Below are 12602 nucleotides of genomic sequence, written 5' to 3'. Positions count from 1 at the left end.
CTCCCAGGTTGCCTCGACGAGCGGGGCGGATCAGGCCGCGGGCAGCAGTCGGTCGAGCGCGGTCGAGGCCGCGGCGAGGGCGTCGTCGAGGGTGAAGTGACCGGCGGCGGCGAGGGTGCCGAGGCCGTGCACGAGACCCCACAGCGCGACGACGTCGCCCGGTCGGTCGAGGCCGGCGGCGAGCGCGGCATCGGCGAGCGCGCCTTCGAGGGCGTCGATCAGGGGCGCCATGGTCGCGGTCGGCGATCCCGGCACGCAGACGGTCGGGTCGTAGACCGCGTCGAAGGCGTGCGGGTGCTCGACGGCGTAGCGGATGTACGCGGTACCCCCCGCGGCGAGCGCGGCGCGGGGGTCGGGCGCCGCGGCGGTGGCCGAGCGGACCCGGTCGAGGAGGTCGGCCATGCTGCGCTCGGCGAGGGCCTTGAGCAGCCCGAGCCGGTCCGAGAAGTGGTGGTAGGGCGCGTTGTGGCTCACGTTCGCCGCGCGTGCGACCTCCCGGAGGCTGATCTCGGCCGCGGGCATGCGCTCCAGCAGCTGCATCGCGGCGTCTTCGAGGGCGCGGGCGAGGTCGCCGTGGTGGTAGCCGTCCTTCGAACTTGACATGCGCAACATCCTCTCTTATCTTGACAGTGTCCACCAGCTTGACAGTGTCCAGATTGGAATCCCAGATGTCCGCTCTCGTGATCGACGGCCACCCCGACGGCCGCTCTCTGACCGCCGCACTCGCCCGCCGCTACGCCGACGCGCACGGCGACGCCCGTGTGCTCGCGCTGCGTGACCTCGACTTCGACCCGCACCTGCGCTTCGGCTACCGCGAGCGGATGACGCTCGAACCCGACCTCGTCGACGCGAAGCGCGCCCTGCACGACGCAGACACGATCGTCGTCGCCACACCCCTGTGGTGGGGGTCGGTGCCCGCGGTGCTCAAGGGCTTCTTCGACCGCGCCCTGCTGCCGCAACAGGAGTACCGGTTCACGACGCTCGGCCTCCCCCAGGGGTTCCTGCCCGCACGACGCGGACGACTGCTGCTGCTCGCCGACACCCCTTGGTACGCGGCGCCCTTCACCGGACTGCCCGCGCAGCGTCAGGTCGCGCAGAACACGCTGCGGCTGTGCGGCGTGCGCACCGTGCGGACGCACCGCATGCTCGGCGTGAAGAACGCGGATGCGGCGACGATCACGCGCTGGCTCGACCGCGCCGAACGGCTCGGCGCGCGCGACGGACAGGATTCCGTCCAGGTTCGCCGCCGGGAGGAGTTGGCACCTGTCGTCGGAATCAGCGCGCCGTGACGACCACGGGTGCCACCTCGAGCACCCGACCGCCCGCCCTCAGACGGCGATGTGGGCGGCGAGCTCCCGGTCGAACGTATCCGCCTCATCCAGGTGCGGCGCGTGGCCAGCGTCAGGCAGCGACACCTCGCGGTACACGCCTCCTGCCGCGGCGTAACGGTCCAGCACGGCGCGCGTCTGGAGCACCATCGGCTGCGGCGGTGCGACCTCGGCGCCCGGCCATCCGGGGATCACGCCGAGCGCTCCGAGCTGGTTGAGGTCGAAGAACGACGCGTCCGACACGATCGCATCCTTCTCACCGCGGATCCAGAGGATCGGCGGCTTCACCGCCAGGTCGACGATCCCGGAGAGGTCGAGGTGCTGCGGAGCCATCGTGTTCAGCACACCCCGCGTCCCGGCTGCGAAACCAGGCCAGTTCTCCGATGCCACGCCGTCGCCCGGGTAGTTGTCGAGCCCCGTCTTCGTGGTGAGCATCGACGCCACCCAGGCATCCTCGTTCGCGGCCTGCTTCTCCGGTTGCGCGACATACGCGGTGCGATACACCGTTCTCGGCGAGGTCTGCTCGTCGGCACCGGTGTCCCCGCTCTCCAGTCGCGCCACGAAGTCGGGGTTCGCTCCACCTCCGCCCGTGCCCGCGCCGTCGGCGTCGTTGCGCACACCGTCGGGGCCGTGCGTGCCGCCGAAGCCGTAGGGCGAGACGGGCGACTCCAGCGTGAGCGAGAGCACCCGCTCGGGAGCATCGAGCGCGACCTGCAGCACCACTCCGCCACCCATGCTCCACCCCACGAGGTGCACGGCGTCGAGGTCGAGCGCGTCGAGCACCGCCCGCACGTCGTCGGCGAAGTCGCGCAGTCCGCGCGTCGCGTCCACCGGCTTGGTCTCGCTGTCGCCGAAGCCGCGCAGATCGATCGCCAGGGCGCGAACACCCGACGGCAGCGCGAGCATGGTCGGCTGGTAGAAGTGCGCGGACGAGACGTTGCCATGCACGAACACGACGGTCGCCGTGGGCGCCGAGGGATCCGAAGCCGCGCGCTCGAGCACGTTCGCGGTGTAGCGCGGGGTCTCCACCCGGTGCGCGTGGATGCCGTCGAAGAGGGCGGTGGTCAAGGTGACTCCTTCGTCGTGGTCTCAGTTGGCGATGCGAAGTGCGACGCCGCCGCGGCGACACGTGCCGCACCCCGGTCGGCGAACAGGATCGTGTAGTGGTTCACGTCGTCGACCTCGATGATGTCGAGCTGCGGCACGAGCGCGCGGAAAGCCTGGAGCGCACCGACCGGGTAGAGCGGATCCTCGTCGGTCAGCCCGCGCGGGGCACGCAGCACGACGACCGGCATCCGCAGCGATCGCAGTGCTTCGAGGTACCACTCGGGTCCGTAGAGCTCGGCGCCGTCTTCGAGCATCGCCGCCGCAACCGTCGAGGGGCGCAGTTGCGGGGCCTCGCCGTCGAGGTCGTACCGGGCGTAGTCCTCGACAGCCGTCGACCAGTCGCGCCGGAACGCCGGGTGCACCCGCCAGAAGTCGAGATAGGCGTCGTCGTCGGCGAACTGCATCGAGAGCCGCTGCGCTGCGGGACCGAGCAGAGCAGCGATGTCGAGGTCGTCGACGTCGTGCGCGTTCGCGGGGAGTTCCAGCGGGAGTCCCCCGTCGACCAGCACCAGGCGCGCGACGAGGTCGGGGCGGGACGCGGCGAGCGCGACCGTGACGAAGGCCCCCATCGAGTGCCCGAGCACGACGCGTGCACCGCCGCCGTCGGCGTCGAGCAGTGCCGCCAGGTCGGCGGCGTGCCGACGCAGGCCGTAGGGCCCCGGCATCCGGTTGCTCCGACCGCGCCCGCGGAGGTCCGGGGCGAGGAGGCGCTGTTCCGGGAGGTGCGCGGCGACGGTGGCCCAGGAGAGCCCGTTCGCCGTGATGCCGTGGACCGCGAGCAGCGCGGGGTGCGCAGCATCGGTCCCGAAGGCCGTGACCGCGAGAGCCTCGCCGGGCGTGGCATCGACGCTCATCGCGCGCTCCATCCGCCGTCCATCGCATACGAGGCGCCGGTGACCGATGCGGCGGTCGGCCCGCAGAGCCACAGTGCGAGGTCGGCGACCTCGGCGGGTTCCAGCAGTCGTTTGACGGCCGACTCGACGAGCATGACCTTCTCGACCACCTCGGACTCGGGGATGCCGTGCACGCGCGCCTGGTCGGCGATCTGCTTCTCCACGAGCGGCGTGCGCACGTAGCCGGGGTTGAGGCAGTTGCTGGTGACACCGTGCGCCGCCCCCTCGAGCGCCGTGACCTTCGAGAGCCCCTCCAGCGCGTGCTTCGCCGTCACGTAGGCCGATTTGTACTCGCTCGCCCTGATGCCGTGCACCGAGCTGATGTTGACGATGCGCCCCCAGCCTCGCTCGTACATGCCCGGCAGCACCGCACGGGTGAGCAGAAAAGGCGCGGTGACCATGATGTCGAGCATGCGCCGGAACGCCGACGGATCGAACTCGACGATGGGCGCGACGGTCTGGATGCCGGCGTTGTTCACGAGGATGTCGGCGTCGAACGCCCGGTCGGCGAGGGCGGCGAGGTCGGCGAGGTCGAGCACGAGCACCTCTCCCCCGATCTCGGCGGCGACGCGCTCGGCACCCACGGCATCGCGATCGGCGATGAGCACTCGGGCCCCGGCATGCGCGAGGGCGACGGAGCACGCGGCACCGATCCCACTGGCTGCGCCCGTGACGAGCGCGGTCCTGCCCTTCAGATCGATGCCGCGTGCGGCCCCCAGCTCTGTCATCGGGTATGCGTCCGCTCCGTTGCCATGCCTGCACAGTAGTTCAGGTCTCAGCACAGACACCAGGCAACCGGATATGCAAAACTGCAGACGTGATGGCGCATTTCCCCGCACCGCCGCTGAGCGCAGACGACCTGCTGGTGCTGCTCGCGGTCGCCCGCAGCGGCAGGTACACGACAGCGGGCCAGCAGCTCGGCCTCAATCACACGACGATCGCCCGCCGCATCGCCGCGCTCGAAGCGCAGCTCGGCGGGCGGGTGCTGAGCCGGGTCGAGGGCGGATGGGAGCTGACCCCGCTGGGCACGCGTGCGCTGACCGCGGCGGAAGACGTCGAACGCGCACTCGGCGGCCTCGACACCCACGATGATGCACGCGTGGCAGGGCTCATCCGCCTGTCCGCGACCGACGGCTTCAGCGGCTTCGTGGCCGCGCCCGCGATGGCGGCCCTGCAGGAGCGTCATCCCGACGTGCGGCTCGAGATCATCACCGGCACGCGGCAGGCGTCGCAGCAGCGTGCGGGCGCCGACCTCGAGGTCGTGGTCGGCCGTCCACAGGTGCGCCGAGCCCGCGCAGTCCACCTCGCCGACTACACGCTGGGCCTGTACGCCAGCAGGGACTACCTGCGTCACCACCGCGCACCGACCGCGGTCGAGGAGCTCGCCGGGCGGCCACTGGTGTACTTCATCGAGTCGATGCTGCACGTCGACTCGCTCGACGACGCCCGTCGCGCGGTCCCGGGGATGACGGATGCCGTCGCCAGCACCAACGTGTACGTCCATGTGGATGCGACGCGCGGCGGGGCCGGCTTCGGCCTGCTGCCGGCGTTCCTCGCGGATCAGCACGACGATCTCGTGCGGGTCCTGCCGGAGCTCGTCGAGGAGCGGCTGCCGTACTGGCTGGTGGCACGGCCGGAGGCGCTGAATCAGCCGGCCGTCTCCGCGTTCCTCGACGAGCTGCATGCACGCCTCGCCGCGGTGCGTCCGCAACTCCTCGGCGAGCGCTGAACAGTCCGCGCGGTGCCCGCGCGAGCGCGGCTCAGGCCATCGCGGCGGACGCGGCCTCGTCTTCCGTGGTCGCGACCAGCTGACCGCACGCCCCGTCGATCTCCTTGCCGCGGGTGTCGCGGAGGGTCGTCGGGATGCCGGCGTCGTTCAGGCGGCGCACGAACTCGTTCGTGACATCCTTCTCGGATGCGGTCCAGATCGACCCGGGCGTCGGATTCAACGGGATCGGGTTCACGTGCACCCAGCCGCGTCCGCGGGCGTTGAGCTTCTCGGCCAGCAGGTCGGCGCGCCAGGCGTGGTCGTTCATGTCCTTGATGAGGGCATACTCGATCGACACGCGGCGGCCGGTCTTGGCGTAGTAGTCGTACGCGGCGTCGAGCGCCTCGTCGACCTTCCACCGCGAGTTCACCGGAATGAGCTCATCGCGCAGGTGGTCGTCGGGGGCATGCAGCGACAGGGCGAACGTGACCGGGATGTTCTCGTCGGCGAGCTTCTTGATCGCCGGCACGAGACCGACGGTCGACACCGTGATGCCGCGGGCACTCATGCCGAGCCCCTCGGGCTGCGGGGCGACCATGATGCGCACCGCATCCATCACGCGCTTGTAGTTGGCGAGCGGCTCACCCATTCCCATGAAGACGATGTTCGACACGCGCTCCATGCTGTGGTCGTCGGCCTTCTTGCCGCCGAGCCCGCCCTCGGCGATCAGCCGGTTGGCACGCACGATCTGCTCGACGATCTCGGCGGTCGACATGTTGCGGGTGAGCCCCGCCTGTCCGGTCGCGCAGAACGGACAGTTCATTCCGCACCCGGCCTGGCTCGACACGCACAGCGTGATGCGGCCGGGGTAGCGCATGAGCACGGACTCGACCAGGGCGCCGTCGTGCAGCCGCCACAGGAACTTGATGGTGTCGCCACGGTCGGTCTCGAGGCGTCGTACCTCGGTGAGCAGCGGCGGCAGCATCCCCGCGACGAGCTGCTCGCGGGTGTCGGCCGGAAGGTCGGTCATGTGCTCGGGGTCGGACGTGTAGTGGCGGAAGTAGTGCGTCGACAGCTGCTTCGCGCGGAAGCCGGGGAGCCCGAGCTCCTTCACCTTCTCCGTGCGCTCGGCCGGGGTGAGGTCGGCCAGGTGCACGGGCGGCTTGCCCCGCTTCGGGCTCGCGAACTGCAGGAGCGGACGCCCCTCGGCGTCCTTCTGCTGGGTCCATCCCTCGGTCGCCGGGCGCACCTGCGGCGCGCGTGTCTCACGGACCGCCCCCGAACGGGACGACGCGGCGGCTGTCGCGGGGCGCGTCTCGCGCGTGCGGGGAGTCTCAGTCATACCCTCCAGGGTACGCGGTGGCGGATGGGAAGGCCCTGGGGCGGCGGACGGCGCCTCCGTAGACTGAGCCCATGGACGCCGTGCTGTGGATCATCGGGATCGTCGTCGGGGTGACCGTGGTCGTCGTGATCCTCGCCTTCGCGCTGCGCGGCATGCGTCCGAAGCTCCCGGAGCCCCAGACGTACACCCCGGCTCCGACGACGCAGCGCGCGACTCCGACATCCTCCGCTCCGCCGGCGGCATCCCGTCTGACTCCGACCGTGGCCGCCGAGATCGACCGGCTCGTGACCGCCGGGCAGAAGATCCACGCCATCAAGCTGTACCGCGACAACACGGGCGTCGGCCTCAAGGAGGCGAAGGACCGCATCGACCACTGGTCGGTGAGCACGACCGCCCCGCACCTCGCCGCTGTGTCGCACGCCACCGCCGCGCAGTCCGCCGTCATCCCGCCCGCGACGACGGTGTCTTCTGTGCGTTCATCGCTGCCCTCAGACGTCGTGTCGCAGCTCGACACGCTCGTCGCGGGCGACCAGCGGATCACGGCGATCAAGGTGCTCCGCGAGCAGACCGGGCTCGGGCTCAAGGAGTCGAAGCTGCTGATCGACGCCTGGGTGCCCGGCCGGCATTGAGACCCGGCGCTCGCCCCCGACAACGGGATGGCGCGGGCGGGGGAGAATAGGGGTGTCCCCCTCTCTAAGGAGCCTCATGCCCGACCGTCTCGACCGCGCCCGCGCCACCGGAATCCTCGCCGTCCTTCGCGCACCCTCCCCCGAGTCGGCACTGGAGGCCTCGGAGGCCATCATCCGCGGCGGGGTCACCGGCATCGAGGTCACCTTCTCCACGCCCGATGCTCCGGCTGTGATCCGCGAACTGATCGCACGCCACGGCGATGCGGCCTACATCGGCGCCGGCACCGTGACGACGGCGGAGCAGGCGACGCTGGCCGCCGACGCGGGCGCCGAGTTCCTCGTGAGCCCGGGCACCCTCCCCCACCTGACCCGCTCGATGCTCGACACCGGCCGCGTCGTCATGACCGGCGCGATGACCCCGACCGAGGTGATGGGGGCGATCGAGCTCGGCGTCGACGTCGTGAAGATCTTCCCGGCCTCCCTCGGCGGACCGTCGTACCTCGGCGCACTGCGCGGGCCGTTCCCCGACGCTCCCCTGATGCCCACCGGCGGCGTGAACCCCGACAACCTCGCCGCGTGGTTCGCTGCGGGCGCGGTCGCGGTCGGCGCGGGTGGAGACCTGGCCAACGGTGCGTCGATCGCGTCCGCCGACTGGGCCGACATCGAGCTGCGCGCGGCACGGTTCGCCGCAGCGCTCACCGCCGCCCGGGGCTGACCCGCCGCGCCCGCGCATCGTTCTGCCATTCCGGAGGCGTGCGTGTGCGATGGATGATGACCCTTCTACGCCCCCGCCGGAGCCCACCATGCCCGATGTGATCACCGAGTCCGCCCGGTGATCGCACTCGACCCCTGGGCATGGATCGCACTCGGCCTGGCCGCGGTGGCGATCGGCGTCTCGAAGACCGCACTGCCCGGCGGCAGCATCCTGGCTATCGCGCTGTTCGCGGCAGTGCTGCCCGCGCGCACCTCGACGGCGGCGAGCCTGCTGCTGCTCATGGTGGGCGACGCGTTCGCGCTGCTGGCCTATCGCCGGCACGCGCACTGGCCCACGTTGCTGCGCCTCGCACCCGCCGTGATCGCGGGGCTGCTGGTGGGATTCGCGTTCCTCGCCCTCGCCGGAGACGGCACCGTCCGCCGGGCGATCGGGGTGATCCTGCTGCTGATGATCGCCGTGACGTTGTGGCGGCGATGGCGGCAGCGCCGTGAGGATGCCGCGGCGCCCGCTTCCGGTGTCCTGCTCGCGGGGGCCTACGGCACCCTCGGCGGCTTCACGACCATGGTCGCCAATGCCGGCGGACCGGTGATGTCGATGTACTTCCTCGCCACCCGCACCCCGGTGCAGGTGTTCCTGGGCACCTCGGCCTGGTTCTTCGCGATCATCAACCTCGTGAAGGTGCCGTTCCTCGCCGGCCTCGGCCTGTTCGAAGCACCCGTGCTGCTGATGGACGCGGTGCTCGCCCCGCTCGTCGTGGTCGGCGCACTCGTCGGGCTCGCGGTGGCACGACGGCTGAACCAGCGCGTGTTCGACCGCATCGTGATCACGCTCACGATCATCGGCGCGGTGTACCTGCTGCTCTGAACCCGCGACCGGCCTCAGTCGAGGAAGATGTCGGGGAACAGCGCGCTGTCCGGGGTACCGGGGATCGCCGCGTAGCCCGAGAAGTCGGTCACGCCATCGGCCTCGAGCACGTCCTCGACGATGAGCGTCTGCCCGGTGTAGGTCGCAGCGGGCTTGAGGAGCACGGCGTATGCGGCGTCCGCGTAGATGTCGGGCGTGCGGCTGGCGGCCATGACCTTGTCTCCGCCGAGCAGGTTCTGCACGGCGGCGGTCGCGATCGTGGTGCGCGGCCACAGCGTGTTGGCGGCGATCCCGTCGCGGGCGAACTCGGCCGCGAGACCGAGGGTCGCCATCGTCATGCCGAACTTGGCGAGCGTGTAGCCGGTGTGCGCGCCGAGCCACTTCGGGCTGGGGTTGAGAGGCGGCGAGAGCGACAGGATGTGCGGGTTCTCGGCATCCTTGAGGATCGGGATCGCCGCGCGCGAGAGCATGAACGTCCCCCGCACGTTCACGTCCTGCATCAGGTCGTACTTCTTCGCGCCGAGGTCGAGCGAGCGTGACAGGTCGATCACGCTGGCGTTGTTGATGACGATGTCGATGCCGCCGAACTCGCCCTGGGTCTTCATGACCGCTTCGGTGATGTCGTCGTCGTCGCGCACGTCGCCGACGATCGGCAGCGCCTGCCCGCCGGCCGCGCGGATCTGCTCCGCGGCCGTGTGGATCGTGCCCTCGAGCTTGGGGTGCGGGGTGTCGGTCTTCGCGAGCATCGCGATGTTCGCGCCGTCGGCCGCGGCGCGCAGTGCGATGGCGAGGCCGATGCCGCGGCTGCCGCCCGACATCAGGATGGTCTTTCCGGCAAGAGACATGGGGGCTCCTAGGTTCTCAGCGGGGGAAGCGGGGGAAGCGGGTCAACGCGGGGCCATGCGGATGGCGCCGTCGAGGCGGATGGTCTCGCCGTTGAGGTAGCCGTTCTCGACGATCTGCTGCACGAGGGCGGCGTACTCGTCGGGGCGACCGAGACGCGAGGGGAACGGCACCTGCTGACCCAGCGAATCCTGTGCGGCCTGCGGCAGCCCCATCAGCATCGGGGTCTCCATGATGCCGGGGGCGATCGTGCAGACGCGGATGCCGTAGCGGGCGAGCTCGCGCGCCACCGGCAGGGTCATGGCATGCACGCCGCCCTTCGATGCGGAGTAGGCGGGCTGGCCGATCTGTCCGTCGAACGCGGCCACGCTCGCGGTGTTCACGATCACGCCGCGCTCCTCGTCGTGCAGCTCGTTCTTCGCGATCACGGCGGATGCCTGCGAGATGACATTGAACGTGCCGACGAGGTTGATGCGGATCACGCGCTCGAAGTCGGCGAGCACGGCCGGGTTGCCGTCGCGGTCGAGCACCTTCGCGGGAGGGGCGATGCCGGCGCAGTTCACCACGACCCGCAGCGGCGCGGCGGACTGGGCGGTCGCGACGGCCGCCTGCACCTCGTCCGCGTTGGTGACGTCGGCGGCGACGAACAGTCCGCCGAGCTCGTCCGCGATCTCGGCGCCCTTCGACGAGGCGAGGTCGATGATCGTGACGTGTGCGCCGGCGGCGACGAGGCGGCGCGCCGTGGCGAGCCCGAGGCCCGAGGCCCCACCGGTGACGAGTGCACCCTGCCCACTGATCTGCATCTGAGGTTCTCCTTCGAACGTCGTCGTGCGACATGCCATGATGACACGCAGTCTCAGCCTACGTGGTTCCACGTCGCGCCCGCTGCGTGCACCGTCGGGCAGGATGAGAGCATGTCGATCCCCACCGAAGACGTCGCCGTTCCCGCGCGGGTCCGTGAGCTCGCCGCGGGCGCGGAGCTGGAGTGCGTGTGGCGGAACGACTACGGCGGGCTCACCTTCCGCGCGACCGGAACCGCCGCACCGTTCTTCATCAAGTGGGGTCCGCGGAACCTGGAGTTCACGCTTCGCGACGAAGCCGAGAGGATGCGCTGGGCCGTCCGGTGGATCACCGTGCCGACCGTGCTCGACAGCGGTGCCGACGAGACACACGAGTGGATGGTCACGGCCGCGCTCGACGGACTGAGCGCCGTGGACCCGCGATGGGTCGCTGAACCCGCTACCGCCGTACGTGCCGTGGGCGAGGGGCTCCGCGCGATGCACGAGGCCCTGCCCGTGGCGGAGTGCCCGTGGGAGTGGAGCGTTCCGTCGCGCATCGCGAACGCGGAGCGGCGGGGCATCATCGTGCCGGAGTCGTTCCGCACCGCACCCGAGATCGATCGCCTCGTCGTCAGCCATGGCGACGCGTGCTGTCCGAACACCCTCGTCGGCGACGATGGACGTTGGCTCGCGCACGTCGACCTCGCCCTGCTCGGTGTCGCCGACCGTTGGGCGGACCTCGCGGTCGCGTCGATGAGCACGGAGTGGAACTTCGGCCCCGGCTGGGAGGATGCCCTCATCGAGGCCTACGGGCTCGAACCCGACCGCGAGCGACTGGCGTACTACCGCGACCTGTGGAACGCGACTTGACGCCGGAGGGATCGTTCACGCCTCGGGGTGCGCGTCGCTGAGCAGACTCCCATCCGCCGGGCGCCGATCCCAGCTCGGGCGACGCGCCGCATAGAAGAGGAGCGGCGGGGCACCGAGCACGACGATCACGGCCCCCACGATCCACGGATACAGGGTGGGCGCGAACGCCGTGAACCCTTCCGGCGGGATGAAGGCGAGCAGGAAGGCGGCCAGGCATGCCACGAACCCGACCCCGGCGATCAGCGGCAGCGCCGGAACACGATATGCCCGGACGACCTTCGGCTCCTTGCGGCGCAGCACGATCGCCGAGGCGAACATCATCATGTACATGATCAGGTAGAGCGCGGCCGCCATGTCGATGAGCGCGACGAACGCCGCACTGACGTTCGGGACGACGATGAAGATGGCGGCGAGGATCGTGACGATCGTGCCCTGCAGCATCAGGATCCCCGACTGCACGCCCGCCTTGTTGCGCTTCTGCAGCAGCGGGGGCAGCAAGCCGGTCTCGGCCGCAGCCAGCACGCCCTTCGACGGACCTGCCACCCAGGTGACCACCGACGCGAGAGCCCCGGCTGCGATGAGCGCCGAGACGACCGCCGTGGCCCAGCCGATGCCCCAGTGGTCGAAATACACCCCGAACGCGAGCATGATGCCGTTGGTCAGGCCGAGCTCCTTCGAGGGGACGGCGACCGAGATCGCCAGTGTCGGCAGGATGAACACGAGCAGGATCAGGAACGCGGCGAGGAACACCGACCGCGGGAATCCCTTGCCCGGGTCCTTCATCTGATTCACGTGGACCGCGTTCACCTCCATACCGGCGTATGCCAGCACGTTCGACACGATCAGCACGATCGACGCCAACCCGGTGAAGGGCGGGATGAGGGCGGAGGCCTCCAACGGGACCTGGCTCTTCTCCCCGCCGAACACCCAGATCGCCCCGAACACGATCAGCATCACGGCCGGCAGCAGGGTGCCGAGGATGCCGCCCCACGAGCCCAGCTTCGCGAACAGGTTGCCGCCACGGAGCGTCACCAGCGTCGAACCCCAGTAGAAGACGATGATCACCACGGCTGTGAAGAAGCCGCTGCTCGACAATGAGGGATCGACGAACACGAAGGCCAGAGCCCCGGCGATGAAGGCCAGCTGCGTCGGGAACCACACCACGTTCTGGATCCACTGCAGCCACACCGCGGTGAAGCCCCAGCGGTTTCCGAGCGCCTCCCGCACCCAGACGTAGATCCCGCCCTTCCAGCCCGTGGCGAGCTCCGCAGCCACGAGCGCGGTCGGCACGAGGAAGACGATCGCCGGGATCAGGTACAGCATCACGCTCCCGAGTCCGTACGTCGCCATCGCCGGGAGGGAGCGCAGGCTCGCGACCACGACGAGCGTGAGGAGGGCGAGCTGGCCGACTCCGAGGATCGCGACCGCGGGGCGCGACACCTGCTTCGGCGGTGGAGCCGCCACCGGCGGCGCCGCTGACGAGGATGCCGGCGGGACGTGTTCCGCGTCGGATGCAGACATCGC

The 12602-nt window shown here is 70.5% G+C and carries 14 protein-coding genes; 6 read left to right on the top strand and 8 right to left on the bottom strand.

Going from position 1 to position 12602, the window contains the following annotated elements:
* Positions 1-30: 30 nt before the first annotated feature.
* On the bottom strand, positions 31-603 hold the full coding sequence (locus WFM69_RS03320; protein WP_337001613.1) for a TetR/AcrR family transcriptional regulator: 573 nt from the start codon (positions 601-603) through the stop codon (positions 31-33).
* A gap of 65 nt (positions 604-668) precedes the next feature.
* Here WFM69_RS03320 and WFM69_RS03315 point away from each other — a divergent pair, with 65 nt between their 5' ends.
* On the top strand, positions 669-1289 hold the full coding sequence (locus WFM69_RS03315) for an NAD(P)H-dependent oxidoreductase (protein WP_337001611.1): 621 nt from the start codon (positions 669-671) through the stop codon (positions 1287-1289).
* A 39-nt stretch (positions 1290-1328) separates the two neighbouring features.
* Here the strand turns inward: WFM69_RS03315 and WFM69_RS03310 are convergent, their stop codons facing one another.
* The 3 genes from WFM69_RS03310 to WFM69_RS03300 are packed head-to-tail and all read right to left on the bottom strand — an operon-like array spanning position 1329 to position 4056.
* Positions 1329-2396 carry an alpha/beta fold hydrolase gene (locus WFM69_RS03310; RefSeq protein WP_337001609.1) on the bottom strand — a complete coding sequence of 356 codons (1068 nt, stop codon included), beginning with the start codon at positions 2394-2396 and terminating at the stop codon, positions 1329-1331.
* On the bottom strand, positions 2393-3289 hold the full coding sequence (locus WFM69_RS03305) for an alpha/beta fold hydrolase (RefSeq protein WP_337001608.1): 897 nt from the start codon (positions 3287-3289) through the stop codon (positions 2393-2395). The genes WFM69_RS03310 and WFM69_RS03305 overlap by 4 nt, the downstream gene beginning before the upstream one ends.
* The gene (locus WFM69_RS03300) at positions 3286-4056 is read right to left on the bottom strand and encodes a 3-hydroxybutyrate dehydrogenase (RefSeq protein ID WP_337001605.1); all 771 of its coding nucleotides are present in this window, start codon (positions 4054-4056) and stop codon (positions 3286-3288) included. The genes WFM69_RS03305 and WFM69_RS03300 overlap by 4 nt, the downstream gene beginning before the upstream one ends.
* Positions 4057-4148: 92 nt before the next feature.
* On the opposite strand from WFM69_RS03300, the gene WFM69_RS03295 reads away from it, so the two are divergent.
* Entirely contained in the window at positions 4149-5057 is a 909-nt protein-coding gene (locus WFM69_RS03295; protein WP_337002096.1) for a LysR family transcriptional regulator, read from the top strand.
* Between the two features lie 31 nt (positions 5058-5088).
* Here the strand turns inward: WFM69_RS03295 and rlmN are convergent, their stop codons facing one another.
* Positions 5089-6378: a 23S rRNA (adenine(2503)-C(2))-methyltransferase RlmN gene (gene rlmN, locus WFM69_RS03290; protein ID WP_337001603.1), complete on the bottom strand. Its 1290-nt coding sequence runs from the start codon at positions 6376-6378 to the stop codon at positions 5089-5091.
* A gap of 71 nt (positions 6379-6449) precedes the next feature.
* Between rlmN and WFM69_RS03285 the strand changes: the two genes are divergently transcribed.
* The 3 genes from WFM69_RS03285 to WFM69_RS03275 all read left to right on the top strand — a co-directional run bounded on the left by WFM69_RS03285 (position 6450) and on the right by WFM69_RS03275 (position 8586).
* Positions 6450-7007 carry a ribosomal protein L7/L12 gene (locus WFM69_RS03285; protein ID WP_337001601.1) on the top strand — a complete coding sequence of 186 codons (558 nt, stop codon included), beginning with the start codon at positions 6450-6452 and terminating at the stop codon, positions 7005-7007.
* Positions 7008-7083: 76 nt separating this feature from the next.
* Positions 7084-7722, top strand: a complete 639-nt coding sequence (locus tag WFM69_RS03280; protein WP_337001599.1) for a bifunctional 4-hydroxy-2-oxoglutarate aldolase/2-dehydro-3-deoxy-phosphogluconate aldolase — start codon at positions 7084-7086, stop codon at positions 7720-7722.
* Between the two features lie 117 nt (positions 7723-7839).
* A complete protein-coding gene (locus tag WFM69_RS03275) occupies positions 7840-8586 on the top strand; it encodes a sulfite exporter TauE/SafE family protein (protein ID WP_337001597.1) in 747 nt (248 codons plus the stop codon).
* Positions 8587-8600: 14 nt separating this feature from the next.
* Here the strand turns inward: WFM69_RS03275 and WFM69_RS03270 are convergent, their stop codons facing one another.
* Together WFM69_RS03270 and WFM69_RS03265 are read right to left on the bottom strand one after the other, a co-directional pair.
* Positions 8601-9431 (bottom strand): SDR family oxidoreductase, encoded by an 831-nt coding sequence (locus WFM69_RS03270; RefSeq protein ID WP_337001595.1) that lies wholly within the window; start codon positions 9429-9431, stop codon positions 8601-8603.
* A 42-nt stretch (positions 9432-9473) separates the two neighbouring features.
* On the bottom strand, positions 9474-10232 hold the full coding sequence (locus WFM69_RS03265) for an SDR family NAD(P)-dependent oxidoreductase (RefSeq protein ID WP_337001593.1): 759 nt from the start codon (positions 10230-10232) through the stop codon (positions 9474-9476).
* Positions 10233-10343: 111 nt separating this feature from the next.
* Here WFM69_RS03265 and WFM69_RS03260 point away from each other — a divergent pair, with 111 nt between their 5' ends.
* On the top strand, positions 10344-11078 hold the full coding sequence (locus WFM69_RS03260) for an aminoglycoside 3'-phosphotransferase (protein ID WP_337001591.1): 735 nt from the start codon (positions 10344-10346) through the stop codon (positions 11076-11078).
* 15 nt (positions 11079-11093) lie between these two features.
* On the opposite strand, the gene WFM69_RS03255 is transcribed toward WFM69_RS03260, so the two are convergent.
* Entirely contained in the window at positions 11094-12599 is a 1506-nt protein-coding gene (locus tag WFM69_RS03255; RefSeq protein WP_337001589.1) for an amino acid permease, read from the bottom strand.
* Positions 12600-12602: the final 3 nt, after the last annotated feature.

This window comes from Microbacterium sp. LB12, assembly GCF_037150835.1.
In the GTDB taxonomy this organism is placed as follows: Bacteria; Actinomycetota; Actinomycetes; order Actinomycetales; family Microbacteriaceae; genus Microbacterium.
Note: the sequence above shows the minus strand (reverse complement) of the source record. Positions and strands in the feature narration are given on the sequence as shown.